Origin of the sequence: Amycolatopsis sp. 2-15, assembly GCF_030285625.1 — a bacterium.
GTDB classification, from domain to species: domain Bacteria; phylum Actinomycetota; class Actinomycetes; order Mycobacteriales; family Pseudonocardiaceae; genus Amycolatopsis; species Amycolatopsis carbonis.
Map to the genome: position 1 here is coordinate 2,066,253 of NZ_CP127294.1, position 26,298 is coordinate 2,092,550.

The window sequence follows — 26,298 nt, forward strand, 5'->3', positions numbered from 1 at the left end:
ATTCGATGAACCGACAGTTGCTCGTGGTCGGCGGTGATCGGCCGGGGGCGTTCCCGACCATCGGCGCCGCGCTGGCGCAGGCGCAGCCGGGGGCCACGATCAGCGTGAACCCGGGCCGCTACGAGGAGAACCTCGTGGTGGACCGGATGGTTTCGCTGGTCGCCGAGCAGGGTGCGGGCACCGTCGAGGTCGTGGCGAGCGAGGGCAGTGTCCTCGTCGCCAACGCCGAAGCGGTGCAGCTGCGCGGGTTCACGCTCACCAGCACCGACAGCAACCTCGTGGCCGTCGACGTCGTGCGCGGCGAGGCGGCGCTGGACGGCTGCCGGATCTCCGGCGCCTCCTGGGCGACGCTGCTCGCGCGGCTGCAGGGCCAGCTCGCGCTGCGCGGGTGCACGGTGACGAGCTCGGCGGGTGCCGGTGTGGTCGTGGCTTCGCCCGCGCAGAGCACGATCGAGGACACGGAGATCGCCGACGCGGCGTCGTCGGGGATCGTGGTGGCCGAGGTCGGGTCCGTGGTGCTGCGCCGGTGCGCGGTGCGCCGCCCGCAGGGCAACGGCATCTGCGTCAACGGCGAGGCGGTGGCAGTAGTCGAACACTGCGAGATCACCGGCGCACAAAAACCCGCGATGGTGGTGGAACAACAGGGCCGCGCAACAATCACGGGCCTCACTGTGCGTGAAAGCGCAAATGTTGATCTTTATCTCACAAGCCAGGGCCGGATCTCGGTGGCGAGCTCACAGTTCGTCGCCGCGCCGATGCAGGCCGCGCACGTGGCCGGGTCTTCGGCGCCGCTGTTGCGTGAGTGCGTGTTCTCGGGTGCCGAGCGCAACGCGGTGCAGGCGACGGCGAACGCGGCGCCGCAGTTCGTGGACTGCACGTTCGACGGTTCGCCGGTCGGGATCCTCGTCGACGGTGAGGCGACGCCGAAGTTCGAGCGCGCGACCGTGCGCGGTTCGACGCAGACGGCGGTGCTCGTGAACGCCGAGGCGGCCGTGAAGATCACCGGCCTACGGCTGAACACCGACGCCGGGCCGGGCATCGTCCTTTCCGGACAGTCGCGAATGGAACTCACCGACGCGTCGATCGAGACCGGCCGTGAGGCGGGCCTGGAGGTGACCGAGTCGGCGCGCGTGACCGTGGCCGACATCAGAGTGGGCTCGACCGCCGAACACGCCGTGACGCTCGGGGCGAGCACGCCGTCGTCGCTCACCTCGGTGCTGGTGCGCGGCGGCGGCCTTCGCGTGTCGGGCCCGGCCGAGAGTTCGTTGCAGGATTGCGAGATCGCCGAGGCGAAGGCCGACGGGATCACCGTCGCGGCTGGCGCGATCCTCACCGCCTCACGCTGTCGCGTGCGCAGCGCCAAGCGCAGCGGCGTGGTGCTGGAAGAGGGTTCGCGCGGGTCGCTGGTCGAGTGCGAAGTGCTCGGCGCGGGCGGTGACGGGTTCCTGGTGGAGACGCGCGAGCCGGTGACGATCCGCGACTGTGTGGTCAACGACGCGGGCGGCGAGGCCGTGCACCGGCTCGAGGACGACCAGGCGGCGGTGGAGAACGTGAGCACCGACCAGGTGCGCGCGGAGTCTCCGAGCGGGCTGTCCTCGGAGTTCCCCTCGACGCCCGACCAGCCGGCCGACCCGCAGAGCGTGAGTGACGCCGCGGGTGAGGTGCTGGACGGGCCGCTGGGCGAGCTCGAGTCGCTGGTGGGTCTGGCCGGGGTGAAGAAGGAGGTCACCGGCCTGATCAACCTGATCAAGATGTCCCAGATGCGGGAACGCATGGGGCTGCCGATGCCGCCGATGAGCCGCCACCTCGTGTTCGCGGGCCCTCCCGGTACCGGTAAGACGACGGTCGCGCGCCTGTACGGGACGGTGCTGGCGGAGCTGGGGATCCTGTCCAAGGGCCACATGATCGAGGTCGCGCGCCAGGACCTGGTGGGCCAGTACATCGGTTCGACGGCGATCAAGACCACCGAGGTGGTCGAGAAGGCCATCGGTGGGGTGCTGTTCATCGACGAGGCGTACACGCTGGCCGCGGGTTCGGGTGGGTCCGGTCCGGACTTCGGGCAGGAAGCCATCGACGCGTTGATGAAGATCATGGAAGACCAGCGTGACTCGCTGGTGGTGATCGTCGCGGGCTATTCGGAGCAGATGGAGCTGTTCCTGCAGTCGAACCCTGGTCTGGCGTCGCGGTTCACGCGCACGATCGAGTTCCCGAACTACAGCGTCGACGAGCTGGTCACGATCACGACCGGCCTGACGCGCAAGCACTACTACGAGCTGACCGACGACGCGCTGCAGGCGTTGCGCGAGTATTTCGAGCGGGTGCCGAAGGATTCGACGTTCGGTAATGGTCGTGTGGCGCGCAAGCTGTTCGAGGCGATGGTGAACAACCAGGCTTCGCGGCTGGCGTTGCAGCCGCCGTCGAAGGACTCGGAGCTCAACCGGCTGACCGCCGAGGACCTGCGGGCGGAGCTGGTGCAGCTGCCGGCGGCGGCCACGGCGGCGGTGTCGGTGGGTTCGGACCCGGCGGCGGCCGTCGGCGCCAGCACGGGCTGGAACCGGCTGCGCACGCTGGTCGGCCAGGCCGGCGTGCGGGAGAACGCGCAGCGTCAGCTGGTGCGCCTGGGCGGGCTGAGGCAGGAGCGGCAGCCGCTGGGGCACCTGGCGAACCTGGTGATCAGCGGCGAACGCGGGTCCGGGCGCGCGGAGTTCGCGAAGCTGTACGCGTTGAGCCTGGCGGAGCTGGGGCTGGTGAACGTCGGGCAGCTCGTGCGCTGCTCGGTGGCCGCGGACCTGTATCCGCGGTGGCCGGGACAGGCCGAGCACCTCGTGCGCACGGCCATGAACGACGCCAGCGGTGGCGTGCTCGTGCTCGATGTGGACGGTGACTGGGAGATCGCGACGCACAGCTCGGGCGCGGAGGTCGTCGAGGCTGTCGCGGAGGCGGTGACGCGCCGTCCGGCCGACCCGGTCGTGGTGCTGACCGGGCAGACGCAGCGGGTGGCCGCGCTGCTGGGTGTGGTGCCCACGTTGCGGAGCTCGTTCACCGTCGGGTGGGAGCTCGGAGAGTACACAGTGGACGAACTGGCGGAGATCGCCGTGCGGCTGCTGGTTCGGTGCGGTCACGACGTTCCTGACGACGTCCGGGACGCGCTGGCCCACGAGCTGGCATCGGCTTCGGAGCACACCGTGCACGCGGCCCACGAGCTGGCGCGGACGCTGTCGGTGGCGGCCGCGTCGCGCACGCTCGCGGCCGCGGACCTGCGCGGTATCCGTCCACCTGAGACCGGAGCACTGGCGCTGGGCCCGGGCCTGGCGTCGGTCGGCTGAGGAGGTAACGCATGAGTTCGCCGTATCAGAAGATGCTGGACGAGGCCATGGGCGCCTACCAGCAGCAGCGCCAGCGGTTCGAGGAGAACCGCAAGCAGGTGGATTCGCTCACTGCCAGCGCCACATCGGCGCGGCGCGAGGTGACCGCGACGGTGTCGCGCACCGGTGAGCTGACCGAACTTTCCTTCCCCACCAGTGTGTACAAGCGGATGGCGCCGGCCGAGCTGGCGGCGGTGATCGTGAAAACGGTCGAAGAGGCCCGGCAGAAGTCGATCAGCGCTTCGGCGGAGGCGATGGCACCGATGCTGCCGCCCGGGCTCTCGGCGCAGGACTTGATGAGCGGCCGCGTGGACGTGCGGGCGTTGTTCTCGGGACGTGTTCCCGGCATGGAGGAAGGGACCCAGGGATGACTGACGACTTCTTCGTCGACGCGGACGGACTCACCAACAGTGCCAATGGCTTCGCCCAGAAAGCGGGCGAGCTGCGGAGCCTGGCGCAGCGGGTGCAGGCCCTGACCAACCCGAGCACCGTGCTGGCGGCGACCGGCAACGACAAGAACGGCTCGAACTTCGCCAACGTGCACCTCGCGGCGGCCGGCAAGATCTACAACGGACTCGACGCGTGGGCCAAGGCCGTGGACGGCACGACGACGGCGGTGCGGGACATGGCCGACTCGTTCCGCGATGTCGACGAGGGTGCGACGGAGCTCGCCGGGTCGTTGCGAAAGGACTTCACGCAGCTGAGCACGGACGTCAACAGTGGTGGCGACGGCGGTCCGGGCGAGCCGTTGCGGGCGCGTGAGGAGACCTTGCTGAAGCCGACGACTCCGTCCAAGCCGGCTCACTGAGTCCTTTGTAGACTGTTGCGTTAGGGGGTGAATCCGCGATGAGCCTGATGGTGGATCCGAGCCTGAACTGGATCTTCTACATCATCGCGGGTGACGCCTGGCCTCAGGGCGACGAAGACGCGATGCGCGCGCTGGCCGACGAGTGGGACGACGTCGCCCGGCGCGTGTCCGAAGCGGGCACCGGCTTCAACCAGATCGCGGGCCGCGTGGCCGCGAACGTCGGCGGCGACGTGCAGAAGAACTTCGTCGACTTCGCCAACAACCTTGGCACGATGGGCACGGACTTCATCGCCGCGGCGCAGGGTCAGGCGCAGGCATTGCGGGCGCAGGCGCTCGACGTCGAGAAGTCCAAGTACAGCATGTTGATCGCCATCGCGGTCACGGCCGCCGACATCATCTGGGCGATGTCGAACCCGTTCACGATGCCGCTGGTGCCGGAGATCTTCGCGGCGGGGCGCACCGCCATCGTGGAGATCGAGCGCACGCTCATGCAGCGCCTGATGAACCTCGCCACGCACCTCGCGGAGGCCGCCGCGGAGGAGGCGGCGGAAGAGATCGCGGAAGAGATGCTCGCGCAGGTCATCCAGATTGCGCAGGGAAATCGCCACGGCCTCGACGGCAAGGCCATCATGCAGTCCGGCGTCCTGGGCGGCATCGGCGGTGCCTTCGCCCACAACTTCCACGGCGCCATGAACAAGTTCGACAACAAGTTCGGCACCAAATTCGGCAAGAACGTCTGGGGCGCCGCCGCCAACGAGGCCACCACCGAAGTCGTCGTCGGCGGCGCCGGCGCCGCCCTCTTCGGCGGCGACACCGACAGCCTCGGCTGGGGCGCCCTCAACGGCGGCCTCTCCGGCGCCGCCACCCACGGCGCCCACCACGCCGGCCAGTCCCTCCACGACTCCCTCAACAACGGCGGCAACGGCCCGACGGCCAAAGGCCCCAACGGCCCGGGCGACCTGGGCGGGATCAACGGGAATCCGAATCTGGGTAATCTTTCGGTGCCGCCACCTCCGGCTGCGGGTGGCTCCGGTGGCAACGGTTCCAGTGGCTCTGGCGGCAACTCCGGCTCTGGCGGCAACTCCGGCTCCGGCGACACAGGCGGCGGCAACACCGGCTCCGGCGCAACCGGCGGCGCCAACTCCGGTGGCGGTGCGAACTCGGGCAGCGGTGCCACCTCGGGCAACGGTGCTACCGGCGGTGCGAATACTGGTGGCGGGGCGAACTCGGGCAGCGGTGCCACCTCGGGCAACGGTGCTACCGGCGGTGCGAACACTGGTGGCGGGGCGAACTCGGGCAGCGGTGCCACCTCGGGCTCCGGCGCAACCGGCGGTGCGAATACCGGCAGCGGCGCCAACTCGAGCGCCGGCAGCACGGGCAACGCTGGCGCAGGGAACACGGGCAACACCGGCTCCGGCAACACCGGCAATGCCGGTGCCGGTAACACCGGAGACACGGGCGCGGGCAATTCCGGTGGCTCGGGCAACACGGGTGCTGGAAGCACTGGCAACGCAGGTGCCGGTAATACGGGCAATGCCGGTGCCGGTAACACGGGCAACACAGGCGCTGGAAACACTGGCAACGCAGGTGGCGGAAACACCGGCAACGCCGGTGCAGCTAGTACGGGCAACGTCGGCACAGGCAACACCGGCACCGGAAACACGAGCGGCGACAACTCCAGCTCAGTCAACACAAACTCCGGCACTGGCAACACCGACTCGACCAGCAACACCGGAGCCGCAAACACCAGCGGCGCCAACTCCGACGCCAACAACAACACCGGCTCTACCGGCAGCCAGAACGGCAACCCGAACACCGGCACGGACAACACCGGCTCGAGCAGCAACCCGAACGCCGGCGCCGGCAACACGGGCACGGGTGCGGGTAACACCGCTGCGGGCAACACGAACACCGGCACGAATAACACCGGTTCCACCAACGCCGGTTCGGGCAACACCAACACCGGCAACACTGCCGCAGGCACTGGCAACACCAACACCGGCAACACCGGCTCCAACACCAACGGCAACATCAACACGAACAACACCGGTGATGGTTCGGTACCGCCGCCATCGTCGCCGAGCTCGGTCAACACCGGCAGCCCGGTGCCACCGCCCTCGGTCCCGGGCGGCATGAACTCCGACATCGGCACCACATCCACCCCACCGCCCGCCACTGCCGGCGACCGCTCGGCCCCCCAGGACGACACCGGCCTCCCCGGCTTCGGCGGCAACCAGAACACCGGCCAGAACACGGCCGCCCCGCCCAACACCCCCGCCAGCGGCAACGCCACCCCGACCCCTAACACCACCACGGGCCCCAACACCAGCAGCACCGGTACCGAGCCCAACGCCTCGGGTACCAACGCGAGTTCGAACAACAACATCAACACCGGCCCGAACACCAACACAAGTTCGAACAACAACATCGGCAGTGGGCCAAACAACACCGCCGGCACCAACACCAACACCGATTCGGGTCCGAACAACACCTCAGGCCCGACGGGTTTGAAAAGCAACATCGGCACAGGTCCGAACACCACCACGGGTCCGAATAGCAACACCGGGACGGCGCCGAACAGCGCCTCGGCCACCAACGCGAGTTCGAATAACAACACTGGCGCCAGTCCGCACACCACCTCCGGCACCAACACCGGTTCGAACAACAACACCGGCAGCAGCACCAACACGGGTCCGAACACCACCGGCAACACCAACACGGGTCCGAACACCACCGGCGACACCAAGACCGGCCCGAACACGACCTCCGACACCAGCTCGACCAAGTCGGTGCCGCCTCCGGTGGCCGGCAGTGTCGGTGGCGTCAAGTCGACTTCGGGGCCCGATCAGACCCCGGGGAACACCGCCACCAACCCGAACACCAAGACCAGCACCGACGGCCCGAACCTCGCCCCGGCCACCCAGCCGAACACCTCTCCGACGCCCGCACCCCAGAACCTCACCCCAAGCCAGGGGTCGAACCAGAACACCTCACCCTCGCCGACCCCGGCCGAGAACACTGCGCCCACGCCGGCTCCGGCGAAGAACACTTCGCCGTCGCCCACGCCGGCTGAGAACACCTCGCCGGCACCTCAGCCGAGCGAGAACCTCTCCCAGACCCCGGCGCCGAACGCGAACGTCTCGCCGACCCCGGCGCCAACGTCGCTGAACACCTCATCGACCCCGGCCCCATCGACGAACACCAGCTCTCCGAACCCGAACACCGTCGGTCCCAAGGCCGACACCAGCTCGAAGTCGCCGAGCCCAAAATCCAACCCCAACCCGGACACGGATACGGATACCGACACCGAGCCGAACACCACCCCGGCCCCCGCGCCAAAGATCGACACCACCCCGACGCCGGCCCTGGCCACCTCGCTCAACACCGAGCCCACGCCGGCCCCGGCCACCAACACCGACCCCACACCCGCCCCGGGCACGAACACCGAACCGACTCCGGCCCCGGCGACGAATCTCGAGACCGAGCCTTCGCCCACGCCAGAGACGAACACCGCGGTCGACTCCAACTCGATCACCGACGTCAAGACCGACACGACTCCGGCGCCGGTCATCAAGACCGAGACTGATCTCGACTCGGCGACTGACACCAAGACGGAGACCAACACCGACTCGGCGAGCGACGTCAAGACTGAGCCGAACCCGAGCCCGGCGACCCGCACGGACGCCGACCCGAGGCAGGACTCGGCCACTGACACAAAGACCGACCCCACGCCGGACTCGGACACCAAGACCAACAGCAACACCAATCCCGAGACAAGCACCAACCCGAGCCTCGCCACCAACCCGAGCCCCGCCACCAACCAAGACCCGGCCACCAACCCCAATCCGAACCCAGCCACCAACCCAAACCCCACCCCGACTCCCCGTCGCAATCGCCACACCCCTGCCGAAGCGCCCAGCAAGCAGGGCCCCGCCAAAACCGAGCAGAACACCCGCGACACAGGCCTCGTCGAAGCAGCACTCCGTAGCGCTCACTTCCAATCCGCCAAAGTGGACAGTGCGAAGCCCTTCCTCACCAAGGCGGATGTCAAGACCGCGACCGACTCGCTCATCGCCAAAGTCACCGAGAACCCCGGCAACTTCGACTTCACCTCGCTCAAGCCCGACGGCCTCGGCGACTGGGCGGTCAAGAACCTCGACTCCCGCCAGCTGAAGGACGTCGCTCCCGATCTCGAGCCGGAGAACAAAGACACCGACGACGCCACGCACATCCGCGGCTGGCGCAAGGCTGTGGCGCAAGACCTGGGCGGGCCGTCGGGCAAGCGGTGGCAGGACGTGCGCACCGCGGTGAGCGGCAAGCTGTCCGACGGCGACCGTCAGGTGCTGGACCACATCGCGACCGAGGTCACCGAGAACAACAAGCTGCCGACGTCCGCCGAGCTGATCGTCAAGGGGCTGCGGACGCCGGCGTGGCATGACTCCGTGGTCGGGAGGCGGTTGCCGCAGGCGGTGGCGCATGCGTTGGACGTGCGGTTGATCGTGGAGCGGGGCGGGCCGGAGCACACGTCGCGCTACGGGAGCGAGAACAACCCCGAGGTGCGGGTTCGCAATCAGGACGGGCAGTTCGGGGCGCTGGGCGGGCCGTCGCGGCGGGAGATGGTGCGCGGGTTCGAGGCGGCGCTGAGCGACCTCGACACCGACCAGGTGCGCGACATCGTGGTGGACCTCGCGACGAACCAGCGCGACAACGACGTCAACGACCCCGCCGCGCGGTTCGAGCGCATGCGGCAGGCGCTGGTCCAGGGCAACTCCGACGTCCTGACCAGCGACATCGACAAAGACTTCCTCGACGGCGCCAAACGCATCCTGCGCCTCAAGCAGGCCGTGGCCTACCCGGGCGGCCCGAACGAGTTCACGAAAGCTTTGCGGGACAAGCGAAACGACGTCAGCACCCGCATCAACGACCTCAAGGCCGAAGCCAACACCCTGGCCAGGCGCTTCCTCGGCGAAGACCAGGACGCGCGTGACCAGCGCGAACAGCTCATCACCAGCCTCGAGCAGATGCAAGAGGAGCTCACGAGCCGCATCCTGTTGCTGGCGGCCGACAAACGAACCCTCGACAACCTGTACCTACTCGACCAGCACGTCGACGGCCCCAACGCCGACAACCTCGCCCGGCTGCGGCCCAACCAGCTCAAGTCGCTGGACACACACCTCAACCAGCAGATCGACGCCGCCACCAAGGCCGGCTTCGACACCACGCACCTGAAGACGCTGCAGCAGCGCGTGCAGGACGAGCCCACCGTGCGCCAGCTCGTGAACAACATCCCGGTCACGGGCACCCAGCACTTCGAGAACCTCGCCGAGCAGACCGCCGACAGCCTGGAAAGCCTGCGTGAGGACCAGAAGAACGTCGCCCTCGACACGGGTCTGTGGAGCTTCCTCAACGCCCTCGACACGAAAGAGAACGCCGACTACCGCGACCAGCTCGACCAGGAGATCAGCCAGACCGAGGACCACCTGTCGGATCTGCAGCACAAGATCGATCTGATCAAGAACCCCGACTACGACAGCCGCATCTCCCGCAGTGCGCGCATCTACAAGAACATGCAGCACCTGGAGACGTTGACCACGGAGGGGAAAGCCAAGGCGGCGGCGGAAAAGGCGGCACTCGCGGGTAACCAGAACCCAAACCCGCAGTCCACGCCGGACACCAATCCGGACGAAAGCCCGAAGTCCACAACGGACACAAACCAGGACGCCAATCAGAACACCAACCAGAACACCAACCAGAACACCAACCAAGACTTCACTCAGGACCAGAATTCGAGCCACGACACCAATCAGGACCCTGCCGACCTCGGCCCTGACCTCGAACGCGAAGTCTTCGAATCCTCCCTTTACGGCATGGACCGCTCGGGCCTCAACGCGCTCCACACTCTCTACCTCGACGACCCCATGCGGCTGCCCGAGGTCCAGAAGATCCTCAAGTACGACAAAATCGCCCTCTCCGAAGGCGGTCTCGACGGCCACCTGAAGAACCTGCAGACCTCGATCGACGACGTCACCAAAGATCTGCAGGGCCTCAAGAACGTCAAGGACCAGCTGCCGAACAGCCTCAAGACGGACTCGATGATCCGCGACCAGGCCGAACGCAACCAGCGGCGCGAGTTCCTGAACCGGCGCCTCGACCGCCTCAACCAACAGGTCGCCCAGCTCAACCAGGACCGCGCCGCCGTGCTCACCGTCTACGGGCTGCACGTCGGCAACGACCCGAAGTCGTGGGGTTGGCGCCAGGTCGGCGACCAGGACCTGCCGGGGATCGCGAACCACGTCGCGCAGCAGATCACCGTCGCGCAGCTCGGCGGGAACCCGACCGAGCACCTCGACAACCTGCTCGAGACCGTCACGAACCTGATGGTCAACGGCCGTCCGCCGGCGCCGTTCTCGCCGTCGGGCGCGCCGCCGAAGACCCACGGCGACAACAACCAGGCGAACCCCGGACAGTCACCGAAGGACCTGATGGGCCCGAAGGGCTGGGGCAACCGCCGCGACACCGCGCCGTCGTCGCGGCTCGTGCTGGAGCGGTTCGACCCGAAGAAGGCGATCGCGCAACAGTTCTCCGGCAACCGCGCCGGCCTGAAGGACGGCCAGCTCGAGGGCGCCGTGACGCACATCCGCTACGACGTGCGCCGCTTCGAGGCGTCGCCGGGCAATTGGGTGCGCGAGTTCACTGTGCCCCTGGACCTCACGTCGTCATCGAATTCCGTCACGACCCAGCAGCGCAACCAGCTCGCACAGGACCTGCAGAACCACCTCGACAACACGGTCAACCAGCACTACCACCTGCCGAACGGTGATCAGCTGCACGTCACCGTCGATGCCCACGCCAACGAAACCGTCGACCCGAACGACGACAGCTGGACCGCCGACCCGTCACGCGGGGTCCCGGTGAACGTCCACGACTCCACTGTGGACGAGAACACCCCGCAGACCAACCAGACCAACTGGGACGTCAACGACAACACCGCGGGTCTCACCCACGAGGTCATGCACTTCATCGGGCTGGGCGAGGGTTACAAGAACAACACCCTGCTGTTCAACCGCACCGACCAGCCCGGTGTGATGGGCCTCGACGCCTGGGCCGACACGTCGCTCACCGACGACAACCTGGCCAAGATCGAGGACATCTCCAACCAGGCCGTGATCCACGACCACCACCTCGGCGACCCCGACGCCAAGCCGAACCACCCGTACCAGCCGCCGCAACACGCCAACGGATCCACAAAGGACCCCCAGAACCTCCACACCCCGGCCGAAGCCCCGAGCACCCAGGTCGAGATCAACGGCAAGATCCTCCCCGTCCAGCACGGGACCGTGATCCCCCGCGACGTCCTGCGCCCCGAGCAGGGCACGATGCTCGGCACCCACGGCATCGAGGGCGTCTACGTCGGCGGGCACGAAGGCCCGGACAACTTCCGCCGCGCGGTCATCGCGAGCATCTCGCAGGACGCGCCCAGGGAGCACCACCGCATCACCGCGAACCTCCGCGCCAACACCGACACCGACCTCGACGCCATCGCCCGCGCCGCCAAGCTCCGCGTCCACGTTCTCGAGCAGAACGGCAGCTGGACCAGCCACGGACCTGAAACCGGCCGCCCGGTCCACATCGCCAAGGCCGAAGTGGACGGCGACGAAAGCTACCTCGGCACGAAGGAAAACGTCCACATCGGACGCCAGAACGTCAGCTACCCCGGCCCGTCGGTGGTGCTGACGAAGAAGGACCTCGCGGCCAACAACTTCGACCGCGAGAAGCGCAAGGTCCTCAACCGCGGCGAGTTCGAGATCGAGACGATCCGCGGCGAGCAGTACGTGCGGATGTACACCGCCGTGCTCAACCCCGCGAAGCCGGGGACGTTCAAGGACGTGCACCAGGACGACGAGGGCAACGTCAACGTCTTCGGCGGCGCCGGCAAGGCCGACATCTTCTGGGTCGGCGGCGGGCGGCCCATGCGCGCGGTGCAGTGGACGTCGAAGTACGAGACCGACCCCAACTTCCAGCCGGGCATGCAGCCGGTGCTGCGCTCGTTCCTGGTCCCGCTCGACACGTTCACCAAGGTCAGCAACGAAGCGACGGTCGAGGCGCTGCCCGACAACAAGCTCGCCATGAACGTGGACCAGACCGGTGACGTCAACCAGTTCGGCCTGCGCGGCGAACACTTCACCGCCATGCGGGACGCGGCGCTCAAGGGTTCGCTCGTCACCTACTCCGCCAACCAGACCTACGACCACTCCGATCTGGCCGGCCGACAGGAGGACATCGCCGACCTCTACTCGCGGCTCGGTCTGCCGCCCGGATTCCAGTCCGACGCGCTGGGCAAGGACAACGACCCGTGGTTCGGCTGGACGACGGACAAGGGCCAGGACCGCAAGTACTTCCGCAACGATCCGCAGGACCTGCGGGCGCTGGCCAAGAAGCTCTCGGACCTCTACCACACGCACCAGGAGCTCAAGGGCGGCAAGACCTGGGACGCATACTTCACCCCGCACTCCGACTCGATCCCCAGCGACAAGGAGAAGTCCGGTAAGGACGGTGGGAAGCAGGCCCCGCCGAGCACCGTCGAGCAGCGCCGCCAGGACCTCAACGTCTTCCTCAACACCCGCGGCCCGTCGGGCTCGGTCGTCAAGCAGCTCACCGACGGGATCGGCCACGCGCTCGGCGAGCACCTCGACCAGGGCCCGGACACGGTGGCGCTCGACGGCACCAAGGTGCGCGACGAGGTCCTGACGGCCGCGAAGAATCTCGGCGGCATCCTCAAAGACGTCGTCAACAAGGAGTTCCGGGCGCTGCACACCGACCCGGTCACCAAGTTCGTCTCCCCCGACGCGAAGATCGAGTCGATCGCCAAACTGCGCGAGGTGATGGCGAACGAGAAGCTCGTGGACGCCATCGCCAAGAACACGGCCGACCAGTTGGTGACCACGACGCTCGATGCCCTGGGTGCCAACCGCGGGGTCGACGGTTTCAAGCAGAAGCTGACCACGGCCGTCGAGAACGCCGTGAAGCAGCAGTTCACCGTTACCGGCGGGAAGTTCAACGACAAGGTCGAGCAAGGGTTCGCGAACAACGACGGCGCGAAGAAGAACTACTTCGCCGGCAACCGTGCCGACGCCGTCGCGGCCGAGGTCTCGGCGGCTCTGAAGAACGCCGACCTCGCCCAGGACGCCAGGGGCTCCGGCCTCGGCTTCGACCGGGAGACGGTGAAGCAGCGCCTGTCCGACGGCGTGCTGCCCGACGCCGTCTCCGACGTGACGACGCAGCACCTCGTCGGCCTCGACTCGAAGCAGCTGCAGGAGGTGTTCGAGAACGGCCTGCAGGATGCGGCGGCCAAGGTGCGCGCGAGCATGGACAAGGACCCCGTGCTCAAGTTCACCACCACCGCACAGCGTGAGGCCCTCGCCGACGAAGCCGCGAGGGTGCTGAACCCCGAGACGGTCAAGGGCATCACCTTCAAGCCCGTGACGCAGGAAGACGTCGACGCGTTCATGGCGAAGGTGCCCGACTACGCCACCCAGGCGGAGATCGGTGCGGCCATCGCCACCGACGAGAAGCGCGTGAAGGTCGACTTCAACACCCGCGAGAACGCCTACGATCCCGCCACCAAGCAGGTCGACTCGAAGACGTTCGACAACGAGTTCGGCGCCTGGTCGCAGGGCGCCACCCGCGGCCACACGCGGTTCCACCCGGCCGGCGAGTTCGACCGGCACCAGGACATCGGCCGCGGCCTGGACACCGTGATCAGCGACGAGCTGGCGAAGACCGACGACGATCACCACGGCGCCCAGCGGATCCTCGACCACCTCGTCACCCGGCTCGACAGCCGGCCGGACGGCAGTACGCCCGACACCCACGAGTCGATCGCGCGGAAGTTCAACGAGGTCGTGAAGGCCGAGGGCAAGCACAACCGCTACCGCACCGGGACGAAGACGAACCCGAACACCTTCGGCGAGCATGCGCAGATGGTGCTCAACCAGTACTTGCGGCTCACTCGCGGCGAACACGACGCCGACCGGTTCGTGCCGCGCGAGACGCTGGCCAAGGCGATCCTGTTCCACGACATGGAGAAGCTGAACTCCAAGAACCAGTACGGCGCCGGGCAGGAGCAGCACGACAACGAGCCGGAGCACCGCGGCGCCGTCGAGCAGATGAACCGCCACGAAGGTCTCTGGAACTCCGCCCGCGACTTCCGCATCGCCCGGTCCATGGTGGACGCCGACCCGTTCGGCTTCTACTTCCGCGGCAAGGATGTCGGCGCGCAGCAGGTGCACGATTTCATCGAAAACCTTGCGAAGGACGTCGGCCGGCCCGGCGGCGGTCCGGTGCGGGCCTACGACGTGAAGAAGCTGTTCGACGAGTTCCACCAGTACTACCAGGCCGACTTCTCGTCGTACTACGCCGACAGCCACTTCGTCCACAATGGAAGGGTAGAGGCTTTCGGCGCCAAGTCGGCCCTGTCGGGGATCAAGGAGGCGCGCCCCCACGGTCCGCTCGTCACCACGGACGGCGGCCACCGCTTCGTTTACGACCCGGACTACGCGCAGAAGTACAACGAGCTCAAGCAGCTCTTCGACGACGACGTGCGGCGCGAGCAGGAAGAGCAGGAGCGCGTGGTCACGGTCGCCGACGACGATCCGGCGCCCGACACCCGCTCGCTCACCGACCGCTTGCCCGAGTACGCCAAGAAGGGCCAGGCCCTAGGCTCGCTCGTGCCGATGAACCCGCAGGGCGTGAAGCAGGTCGGCGACACCATCAAGCGCCTGGTCACCTCGCTGGACTCCCGCCGGAACCCGCCGGACCCGGTGGGCATCGACGCCATCACCGGCACGCTCGACAGTGCCGCCTTCGAATCGTTCCTCGGGCCGGGCCGCAAGTCCATGGTGCGCGTCGGCGAGAAGTGGTACGAGGTCCACGTGCGAGCCGAGCTCGACCTGGACGCGGTGCAGGCCGACGGGATCGCGAAGCAGCCGCACGCCACGATCAGCGACGTCAACGACCAGACGCAGGCCACGCACGCCCAAGGCCAGAACGACACCATCGCGCGGACCGTCGGGACGTCGTACTTCGCGCTGATCCCGCCCGGCGCCTACGTTTCGGTCGCGCCCATGGTGCAGCTCGCGACCGCGGCGCAGACGCACACGTCCACTGTCACCGGCACCGAGCAGCGGGTGGTGCGCTCGGCCGGCGACGTGGACGGTGCCGACGTCAACGTGAAGTACTCGATCACCGTCACCGACCAGGTCGGCGGGCTCACCGGGTCTACTGTGGACGGCCAGGTCTCGCTGCTGTGGTCGCAGGACCTCGGCAACCTCAAGCCGGACACGGAAGCCAAGGGCGACCCGAAGCCGGACTGGGCCGAGAACATCGAGCTGCTCGCGCCCGAGGCCGTGCTGCTCGACGAGCAGGCGCTGTTCGACAAGGTGGCCAAGCGGCTGCACCCGTCGGTCACGAAGTTCGGCGCCCCGGGGCGCCAGGCGTTGCGCGAGTTCGTCAGCGGCGGCGGCATCCGCGGTGTGCTGGGCACCGCGCTGCAGGGCGGCCCGGTCGTGTCCAACGATCTGCTCAGCCCCCACGGCAGCCACCGCGACGCAGTGCAGCTGCAGGCGCGGCCGAAGGACGTCGAGCTCGTCGGCGTGGTGCCGGGCGACAGCGAGCTGCGGTTCAACGACTCGTCGGTGAACGGCGGGGCCACAGCGGCGGCGTCGAAGACCGGAATGGACCTGGCCGTGACGGTCGGCGGTGGCTCCTACCTGCCGGGCAAGGTCGGTGGCCTCGTCGGCGTCAGCGGGTCGGTGTCGTCGAAGGTCACGGAGACGGCGACCGGTGGCACCGGCGTCACGGCGAAGAACACCGTCGAGGCCAAGGGCGACATCGGGATCTACAAGGTGAAGGTGGACGTCGACGTCGTCACCTCGGCCGGCGAGGTCGAGACCGTCGAGGCCACCGCGTACGTCCGCATGGGCCTGCCCGAGGCGAAGGTCCAAGGCCTGCCCGTGCCGGGCGACACCCGCGACAAGCTCACCGACGTCGGCCGGCGCTACGAGCCGCCCTACCTCGCCGCGGCCGCCGCCGCGGGCCACGTGCGCACGGGCTCGTTCACCCCGGCCGTGAAAGTGCAGCCGCAGATCGAAAACGCGCTGCGCGAGCGGCCTGGCATGGCGAAGTTCCTGCCGCGCTGGGACAAGTTCCAGGCCGACGACAAGAGCTCCAGCCGCGACATCGCCGAGCGCTTCGCCAACCTGCGCAAGCTCACGGCCACGTTCTCACCGGCCGCGCTCAAGGCCAAAATGGACACCCTGCTCGGCCCGGGGGTGTCCGTGCAGCTGAAGCGGCGCGGTCTGTTCACCGACGAGTACCTCAGCGTCACGGTGAAGGCCAAGCTGTCGCCGGGCCGGCACCTCGGGCAGGCCACGGGCCGCTCGGTCAAGGGCTCGGTCGCCACGGCGCCGTCGCTGAGCAGTGCGACCGCTGTGGACAAGAGCTGGTCGGTCGGGTTGGAAGGCCGCATGGTCATCCCGCAGCCCACGTCGATCGCGAACTCCAGCATCAGCCCCGCGGTCGTGCCGATCCAGTACTCCGACGCCTACAGCTGGAAGAACTCCGGCGGCCCCACCGTCACGACCACCACGAGTCTTTCCGGCAGCCCGGACTCGCAGGTGTTCGAGCATGACGTGGAGTTCGAGGTCGAGATCACCAGCTACACCCGCAACCGTCCGTGGGTGAAGCGCCTGACGCCCGGTTCGCCGTTCCGCGTCACGCCCAAGGTGTCCACTGTGGCCAAGACCGGTGACCCGGCACTGCCGAAGCTCTCCGGCAAGGTCGACCTGTGGGTCAACGACGGTTCCGCGCTGAAGAAGGACCCCGGCGACTTCCTGCCCGGCAAGCCCGGCACCACCGTGCTGACCAAGAACGACACCCCGACCATCGACGACATGCTGGCCGGCCCCAAGCCCGAGCAGCCGAAGTTCCTGCACGTCGAGGCGTTCACCAACACCGAGGCCCTGCGCGACGAGGCCCTGCGGCAGCTGGAACATGCGTCCGACGGCGACGGTGTGCTCGGTCTGTCCGGCGGCGAGGCCCGCAAGCGCGTGGACCGCATGTTCTCGCCCGAGACGTTCCGCGGTGGCCTGCCGAAGTTCCTGCGCCAGGGCGCGCGGGCCGGCGGCTTCCGCTACGAACGGCGCGTGGCCGACCGGGTCGGCGGGCTCGGGATGAACGTGGCGCTCAGCAACCCGAAGGTCGTCGTGGCGTCCGACGCGGGCGGCAGTGAGACCACGTTCGCCGGTGGTGCGAAGGCCGCGTTCGAGCAGACGCACAAACAGGCGCTCGAGGGCAACGTGCAGCTCGGCGTGACCATCCGTCCGGACGGCAGCATGGCCACGGCCCACGGTCAGGGCCAGGTCTACGCGTCGGCCAAGTGGAGCCCGTGGACACGCACGTCGGGTGGGTCCACGGAGGTCAGCGCGAGCGTCGACCACCTCAACCGCACCAACGCCAAGGGCCGCACCGTGCTCGTGCAGTATGACGCGGACGTGCGGCTGGTCGCCGAGACGCGGCAGGAGAGCCTGGTCAACGGTTCGACCTCGCGCGCCGGCGCCGACGTGAAGCTGCCCGGCGCGGTCTACGTGCGCATGTCCGAGGACCAGGCCCGCGAGCAGGGCCTGCTGCCCGAGGTCGAGCCGCGCACCGAGCCGCCGGGCAAGATGGCGCCGCCCGCGCTGGTCGGCCACAACCCCAGCGCGCTGGGCGCCGCCGTGGTCGAGGACGCGCCGGACCTGTCGCAGCTCGTGCGCGACGCCCGGACCGCGCTCGGTCGCACCGGCGACAAGCTGCTGCCGAAGTCGGTCCTCGACGACTCCATGACCAACCTGCAGCGCACGCTCGACCTCGCTTCGCCCGACGCCGTCACCTCCCTTGTGGACAGTGCGCTCGACGGTGGCGCGCCCCTGCTGCTGCACGACGCCAGCCTGCTGTCCACCGACACCTACCAGGTGCTGCTCAAGGCGACGATCACCGACACCGAGTTCCTCGACGTCGTCCACGACGGCGGCGAGATCGACCACGTCGTGAGCGCGGCCGTGACGGACAAGGAGAACGCCGGCCACGGCTCGTCCTACGGCGGCCAGTTCCGCGGCGCCGGGCGCGGCCTGTTCAGCGACACCAAGGCGGACGTGAGCGGCTACGAGGGCCTCACGCTCGGTGTCTCCGGCTCGAAGACGAAAACCGACCAGACGGTGTCGGCCACCGCGACAACCAGGGGCTCCAAGGCTTCGCAGAGTGGCCCGGCCGTGCGCTACCGCCACCAGCTGAAGTTCGAGCTCGTGGTGCAGCGCGGCGGGAAGACGTACCCGGTCACCGAGCAGAACGCGAACGTGACCGTGCGCTCGGCGGCCGACGACCACAAGATCAGCACCGAAGGCCAGTCATCGAAGGCCTACCAGCCGCGCACCACCGAGCTCACCGCCGCCGACACGAACCCCGAGAAGCTCGCGGAATGGCAGGCCGGCGGCGTGGGCAAGCTGCCGCCGTCGGCGCACCCCGAGGGCGTGCGCGGGTCGGCCGCGGTGCAAGCCGGGGCCGTGCGCGCGCTGCGGCTCTCCGGCGCCGGCACCGGCCTCACCGGCCCGGGCACCGGCGCCAACAACACGCTGGTCACCTCGCTGACCAACGAGATCCTCCAGGGCCACCTGCCGAACATGCTCGACGGCCCGCTGGCCGCACCCGACCTGCACGAAGCGTCGCTGATCAAAAACGGCCACGGCAGCGTGAGGGTCTACTCGCGCCTGGTCAACCCGGACCTCACGGCCCTGAGTGACACGGTCAAGCTGGAGCGCACCGACCAGACCACGGCCACGTTCACGGGCGAGGCAAAGGAAGCCCTGAGCGGCGAGAACCAGTACCTGCCCGGCGTCGGTGGTGTCACCGACCCGAAGGACAACTCGCACTCATGGAGCGGCGCGGACATCCGAAACCCGGCCGCGATGAGCGACCGGACGGCGACTGTTTCGGGTGGACAGCGCTCCACCGTCGCGAAACCGAAGGGCCGCAGCGGACTCGTCGGGTTCGATGTGGAGTACCGCGTGGTCGCCGACCTCGGTGGGGGCCGCACGGCGGCGGTCGAGGTGAAGGTGCCGGCGTCGGCGCTGGTCCGGATGTCCGATGTGGACCTCGAAAAGCTTCTGGGCGAAGCGCTGCCGGACGCGATCACCAAGGCGCAGGACGCGGTGAAGGACGCGGCTTCGAGCTGGCGCAAGGCGGAGGAGGCCGTGGAGGCGGCCCAGCACGAGGCCGACGACCGCTGGCTCGACGAGCGCGACAGCGTCAAGACGTTGACCAAGGACGCGAACGGCCTCGACGTCGAGACCGACGCCGACCCCGACCCCGTGCGCGAGCTTCGCCAGGCCCTGACCGACGAGGAGAACCACGCCAAGGCCGCCGGCCGCGAGCTGCGCGAGGGCAACGCCGAGATCACGCGGTTGCAGGACGTCTCCGAGCAGGCGCTGGCCCTGGCGTCGGTCACCGACGAGGGTTCGCCCGAGCGGCAGCAGCTGCTGGACCAGGTCGCCCGCGCTGAGCAGGGTGTACGCGACATCCGCGCCGCGCAGCCCGAGCTCGTGCAGCGCCGCCAGGACGCGCAGGACCGCGCGGAGCAGCTGGCCAACGTCCTCGACTCCTACCGCAACGACAATTCCGACTTCACCTCCCGCCGCGACGACGCGCTGCGCCAGGTGCGCGAAGCGCGGGAGGCGGCCGACGAGGCGCGTAAGAAGTGGTGGCAGGCCAAGGAAGAGGTCGACTGGCGCCTCGCCACGCACGTGTGGCCGGCCAAGAAGGTCGAGTCCCGCTTCGATCCGCGCTCCATGGAGCACGTCGTCGAGGCCCCGGACACCGCACCCGACACTGGGCCCGCGACGATCTCCGGCTGGGACGTCAACGCCGACCGGCCGTACGACTTCGACGTCAACGACGTCCAGCTGCACCAGGTCACGGACGGCTCGGACAAGGTCGTCGCGGTGTCGTTCCTGCCGGCGGCCGAGCAGACGTCCGCGGTCGAGCACGACTGGGTCGCCGACAACTCCGGTGAGGTCTCCTCGCTCGACGAGGGCGTGACGTCGAAGACGCTCGACCCGGTGGTCGCCGAGGCGCGCCGTTACGGCACCACGCCTGACCTGGGCGGACGGAGCTTCGGCGACTGGGCCACGAAGTCGCCCGCGCCGTGGGGCACCGACACCGGAGACACGTTCTTCGTCTTCGCGCACGGCAAGCCGCAGTCGGTGAAGCTGACGCTGGTCGGCGGGCAGACCGTGCGGGTGGACGGCAGGACGTTCGCGCGGATCGTCGCGAACTCGGCGCCGTTCGCGCAGGCCGGGCCGAGGTCGTCGGTCACGCTCATCGCCTGCGGTACCGGCCAGACCGACGGCCCCGGCGGCGTCGCCCACGACTTCCAGCGCGCGCTGAGCGACCTCGGCGGGCCGGCGACGGTGCACGCGCCCACGAAACCCACGCTGTTCGGCCGCGACACCGCGACGCTCGGCAGGGCGCTCGGCGCCACCGGCGCGTTCACCGCGGTCACGGACGGCGGGCACTTCCGCACGTTCGGCGGCCGCCCGGGTGACGAGGCGATCGTCGACCTCGTCCGCGAACTCGACACCAGCCACCACGCCGAACCGCCGGATGGACCGATCTCGCTGGCCGACCACGACGGCACGCTCGCGCTGGCGTCCACTGTGGAGCGACAGCTGGCCGCCGCGGCCGCCCGCACCGGCGAGCTGCGGCTCACCGACGTGCACGACCTCGTGGCCCGCCACGAGCGGCCCGACGTCGTCTACTCGGCTGTGCTGACCCACCTGGCTTCGGGGAACACGCCGGTACACACCGTGGTCGACGCCCGCCGCGACCCGGACACCGGCGAGTGGACGCGCGTGCCGCTGCCGCCGATGGCGCGCGGCCTGATCACGGTGACGGGCAAGGGCACCTGGAACGCCGACGAACTGGCCCGGCCCGCGCGGCTCAACCCCGCGTGGACCGAAGGCCCGGCGCGCGAGGCCACACACTCGCGGCCTGACGCCGCGCACTACGCCGAGACGCTCGCCGAGCACCACCTCGACGGCAGGCCGCTGCCGCTGGTCACGGTGCCCGCGGACCGCGTGGACCAGTTCACGGCCGACGTCACGCGCCCGCTGGACGAGCGCGGCTTCGGCGACCTTGCGTTCGCCCACCTGGTGCACGCTGACCACACGCGCCTGACCGGCGAGGTCGTCGGCGAACCCGGCGTGACCGTCGACTTCGCGCCCGGCGCCGTCACCACGACCGCGCTGACCGACCACACCGGCACCGCGCGTGGCCTGACCTTCCTCGACTCCCCTGAGGCCACGAAGGTCCAGGCCCGGGGCGAGCACCTGCTTGTCGAGACCGAGCCCGACGAAACGCGACCCCCCGGCGAAGGCGGCCTTCCCGTGCACCCGCCGTGGGCCGGAGAACTGGCCGAAGGCCGCACGTTCCTCGTCACCGGTCACGGCGACGAAATCCGCGTGAAGGTCTTCTTGACCGGCCCGGACGGCACGCGGCGAGCGGTGTACGTCGACGGCGAAACGTTCGCGCGCATCGTCGCGGCGTCGCCAGAGTTCGCCGACGCGCAGCCGGACTCGATCACCCTGTTCCAGCCCGCCGCGGCCCGCCACCTCGGCCCCGGCGGTGTCGCGCACGACTTCCAGGCCGCGCTCGAGACGAACGGCGGGCCGTCGATCGTCCACGCCGCCACGGGTTCGGTGCTGGTCAACCACGGCGACGCCGCGTTCACGACCGTGGTGCGCGGTGGCCACTGGGAGACACTCGGCCGTCCGCTCGACGCCGACGCCGTGGTCGACGAGCTCACGAACGCGCTGCTCAAGAACTGGCGCTACGCCTGGGTCGCCGCCACGCCCGGCCCCGTGCGCCTCGCCGACCGCGCCCGCACGCTGTACCTGGCGGCCGAGGTCGTGAACGCCGTCTACGACCGCGCGCCCGACGACGAGGTGCAGACGCTGCTCGGCCGGCACGAGGATCCCGAGCTGCTCGCCGCGGTGGTCAACGAGTACCTGCGGGCGACGGCGATGCCCGATGAGCTGCCGCCGTATACCTCCGCCGAAGAGCTCGCCCAGGACCTGCGCGTCGCCTCGGCGAACCATGGCCCAGCGCCCGACGGTGCGCCGCTGCTCGGGCCCGACCTGTTCGGCCTCTACCGCGCGCCGGAGCCGCCCGACTTCCTGCGTGGCCACGACTATTCGACCAGCACCGCTGGTCAGGGCCTCGCGCTGCTGGACACGCTCGACCTGACCCGCGGCGTGCCGGTGCAACGCGACCAGGCCGACCCGGCGAACCTGCCCGACCTCAGGGACTGGACCGTCGAGCACACGCGCGCCGACGACCGGCTGTCCGCGTGGGCGCCCGGCGACGTCGAGCCGCTGGAAAAGACCACGTCCACGCCGCTGCTCATGCACGCCATCTGGCTCGGCGGGCCGCTGCGCGACGCCGGCACGATGCGCGCGTTCCGCGAGAACTTCGGCGGCGCGGCTTCGCGGCTGCACGACGGCGTGGTGCCGGTGCTGTGGACGGACGTCCCGCGTACGCAGATCGAGCTCGCGCTGACCACGGAGCCGCCGGCCGAGGGTCCCGACCCGCTCGCCGACGTGCGCGACTTCGTGAACTGGGCGCAGCAGCACCACGTGCGGCTGGTGAACGTCGACGAGGTGTTCTCGAGCGAGAATCCCATGCTGCTCAACGAGTTCTACCAGTCCGAGACCGGCAAGTTGACGGGCCCGGGCTACGCCGCGGCCAGCGACATCCTGCGCATGGAGCTGATGAACCGCTTCGGCGGGCTTTACACCGACGGCGACAACGTGGTGGAAAGCCTCGAGGACCTGTTCCACGCGGCGACCTCGCGCGAGGGCTACGCGACGCACCGCATCGGCATGAACGTGGCCAACTCGGCGTTCGCGATGAGCAAGGGGCACCCGTTCGCGCGCGTGCACCTCGACGTCGTGCGCGAGAACTACGGCAAGACCCAGCGGAACCTCATGCCGCCCGAGGCGTACGACCTCCCGCCGGCGTTCTTCCAGCTGCCGCAGGGCCGCGGGCACCGCAACTCGATCATCCGCCGTACCGGGCCTTCGGCGTTGTCGGGCACCGCGCGGCGCATCGGCCTGCCGTCGGCGTTCGACCTGCCGGAGATGACCGACATCCGGATGAACAGCGACGGCAGCTGGCTCAAGCCGCCCGCGAGCGGGACCGAACCCGTGTCGGGGCGCGACGAGACGCTGGAGCTGACCCAGCACGTGGTGCAGAGCCTGGTGCGCGGGCTGTACAACCGCGCCGGTGACCTGCACCTGACCGCGGTCGAGCCCGCCGTGCGCCGCCACGCCGACCCGGACCTGGTGTGGGACGCGGCGCTGTCGTTCGTCGCGGCGGATCCCGACCTGGCGCCGCTCGTGCGCACGGTGACCGACCAGCACACGTACACCGGGGCCGACCACGTTGTGCGGTTGCCTGCGTCGGCGCGGGCCCTGCTCGACCTCGATCGCGACCGGGTGCATCGCACGCTGGGTGAAGTTCAGCACGGGGCGACTCTGCGGACCCGGGACGACGCGGTCCTGGTGTCCGATATGGATAGTCCGCTGGAGACCGGCGCGCGGGACCTGGCGCGGGCGTTGCGGGCGGTCGAGGGCGAGCTGCCCGCGATCCACGTGACCGGTGGCGATCGTGCGCAGGCGCGCGAGGCCGCGCGGGCGCTGGCCGGGCACCTCGGCCGGGAGCTCGGTGACCGCGATCTGCTGGCGCGGGTGCCGGTGAAGATCCGGGTCGCCGAGGGTTCGGGCATCACCGTGTCGTTCCGGCCGGCGCAGGGTGCCGCAGTGGAGTTCTCGCTCGACGCACCGGCCGCTCCCGCGTTGTTCGGCGGTGTCGACGGGAAGCCGTACTCCTCGGATTCACCGCCGTTCGGTGGCTACCGCGGTGCGAAGCCCGGTGTGGTCACGAAGATCGACGCCACCCCCGATGGCAGTGCCGAGCTGGCACAGGCGGCGGACCGGTCGCCGACGCTGGTGCTCGCGTCGGACTCGCTGGCGGACGAGTTCACGCAGCACGTGCGTTCGTCCGGAATGGACCTTCCGGTGCACGCTTCGCCAAAGCCGTCGCCCGACAACGTCGTGGACACCTTCCCGGCCATCTCCTACCTGGTCTCGGGCGACCACGCGCTGACCGAAGACGACCGCCGCACGATCACCGAGCTCGGCCACGCCGCCGAACACGGCTGGTGGTACCGGCCGTCGATTCCGGCCGGCCCAGTGCGCCTCGACGACCGCACCGGCACGTTGGCGCTGCTCAGCGGTGCGGTCAGCGCGTTGCGCTCGGGCGGGACCGCGCTCGACCTCACGGCCGCGGCTGACGTCGTGGGCCGCCACGAGCAGCCCGATCTCCTGTGGACAGCGGCGCTGGAGCTGGCGTCGCACAACACCGGCGTGCAGCACGTGATCGACCACCGGCTCGTCGACGGACGCTGGTTGCAGGTCCGGTTGCCGGAGTCGGCGCGCGAGCGGTTCACGGTGACCGGCAAGGGCGTCTGGCGCGACGGTGCGGTGTCCCGGCCCGTGCGCTTGAACACCGAACCCGGTCCCGCGAGCGACTTCGACCTCGAGCCGTTGTCGTTGCCGCTCGACGATTCCGTCGCGCGGTGGATCGCCGAGTCCACAGTGGAACGCGCCGCCGACGGGTTGCCCGCACCGAGCGTCCAGGTCAGCGGCCCGGACGACGTGCGGGACCGATTCGTCGCGCAGGTCCAGGCCAGGCTGGCGGAGCTGACGCCGGCCGGTGTCACGCCCCACGCGGCGGCCTCGATCGTCACCCCCGGCCCGGGTACCGAGGCCATGGCGACGATCTCGCTGCCGGCGACCGCGGCACCGGCCACGCTGTCCGCCACCGAAATCGCCGTCGCCGTCGGGCTGGCCGAGGAGTACACGCTCCTGCAGCTGCACGGCGTCGCCGACACCCTGCTCGCCAAGACCGGCCGCGATGCCTTGCTGGACCTGGCCAACGAGGTCGCCCACGGCACGGACGTCGGCCGGGCCGCCGACGCCGTCGAGGTCCTCGACCGCCACGGCGCTCTCGACGCCGCGCTGGACAACGGCCTGTTCCTCGGTCAGTTCCGCAAGATCCTGGGGCACGCGGACGCCGAGTCCTACGCCCGCGACCTCGCCACGGCGATCCGCGCGTTCGCCTCGGAGAAGCTCGGGCCGGACGTGCTGAAGGAGGCCGTACGCGGCGCGCTCGAGGGCTGGCGCGGCGGGCCGGGTACGTTCGAACAGCGCGTGGAGCGGACCCGCGACACGCTGTGGGTGATGCGGCGCCTGCACCTGAGCAGCCTGGCGTGGCTGAACCGCTGGCGCACCGCCGAGCACATCCGGCAGTACGCCGCGCGCATGAAGGAGCAGGCGGCGAAGCAGGACGCGATGCCGGCCAAGGTGGGTGCGGCGGAAGACGCTTTCCTCGCCTCGGTGGGCGAGCCGCACGCGAGTGGAGGAGGCGCCGGCGATGGCGAATGACCAGTGGGTGCTGCTCGTCGACCCGGCGTGGGCGCCTTCGTCCGCCGAGGACGGTGCCGAGGTGGCGGCCCCGCCGCTGGCCGCCGTCGTGGGCGGCTGGCTCGCCGGTGAGGACGGTGCGGTCGGCCGCTTCGAGGCGAACCCCGCGTATGAACCGTCGGGCCCGGGTTCGCCGAGCGACCCGCTCGACGCCGTGCTCCGCCTGGTCGCCCGCGGTGATGCCGACGCCCGCCAGCTCGCCGCGATCCTGCGGGAATCGACCGTGTCGGTCGCTCTCGACGTGGACGACGGGCCGCTGGTGGCGCCGTCGCCGGACAACATCCCGTGCGTGCTCGCCACCACCGCGCCGGCGCACCGGAACCGCGTCCGCGCGGCCGGCTGGCTGCCCGTCGCCGCGCGCGACCTGCCCGCGCTGCTCGAGGCGCACGACGGCGTTGACCTGCTGCTGAACCCCGGCGCCCCCGGATGCACCCGCCTGCTGGCCGACACCGTCCGGGACGCGCTGGCCGGCTGACCGTGTCACACTCGGTGT

At 69.6% G+C, this 26,298-nt stretch carries 5 protein-coding genes; all 5 read left to right on the top strand.

All coding sequences use genetic code 11. The features are described 5' to 3' along the window. Positions 1-5 precede the first annotated feature (5 nt). Genes QRX50_RS10200 through QRX50_RS10220 form a run of 5 tightly spaced genes read left to right on the top strand, consistent with a single transcriptional unit; the run spans position 6 to position 26,280 of the window. On the top strand, positions 6-3,326 hold the full coding sequence (locus QRX50_RS10200; RefSeq protein WP_285971710.1) for a right-handed parallel beta-helix repeat-containing protein: 3,321 nt from the start codon (positions 6-8) through the stop codon (positions 3,324-3,326). 11 nt (positions 3,327-3,337) lie between these two features. Then, positions 3,338-3,736, top strand: a complete 399-nt coding sequence (locus tag QRX50_RS10205) for a YbaB/EbfC family nucleoid-associated protein (protein ID WP_285971711.1) — start codon at positions 3,338-3,340, stop codon at positions 3,734-3,736. Next, complete coding sequence (locus QRX50_RS10210) at positions 3,733-4,173, top strand: hypothetical protein (RefSeq protein ID WP_285971712.1); 441 nt, start codon at positions 3,733-3,735, stop codon at positions 4,171-4,173. The genes QRX50_RS10205 and QRX50_RS10210 overlap by 4 nt, the downstream gene beginning before the upstream one ends. Positions 4,174-4,211: 38 nt before the next feature. Next, on the top strand, positions 4,212-25,766 hold the full coding sequence (locus QRX50_RS10215) for a WXG100-like domain-containing protein (protein WP_285971713.1): 21,555 nt from the start codon (positions 4,212-4,214) through the stop codon (positions 25,764-25,766). Next, a complete protein-coding gene (locus QRX50_RS10220) occupies positions 25,756-26,280 on the top strand; it encodes a type VII secretion system-associated protein (protein ID WP_285971714.1) in 525 nt (174 codons plus the stop codon). The genes QRX50_RS10215 and QRX50_RS10220 overlap by 11 nt, the downstream gene beginning before the upstream one ends. Positions 26,281-26,298: the final 18 nt, after the last annotated feature.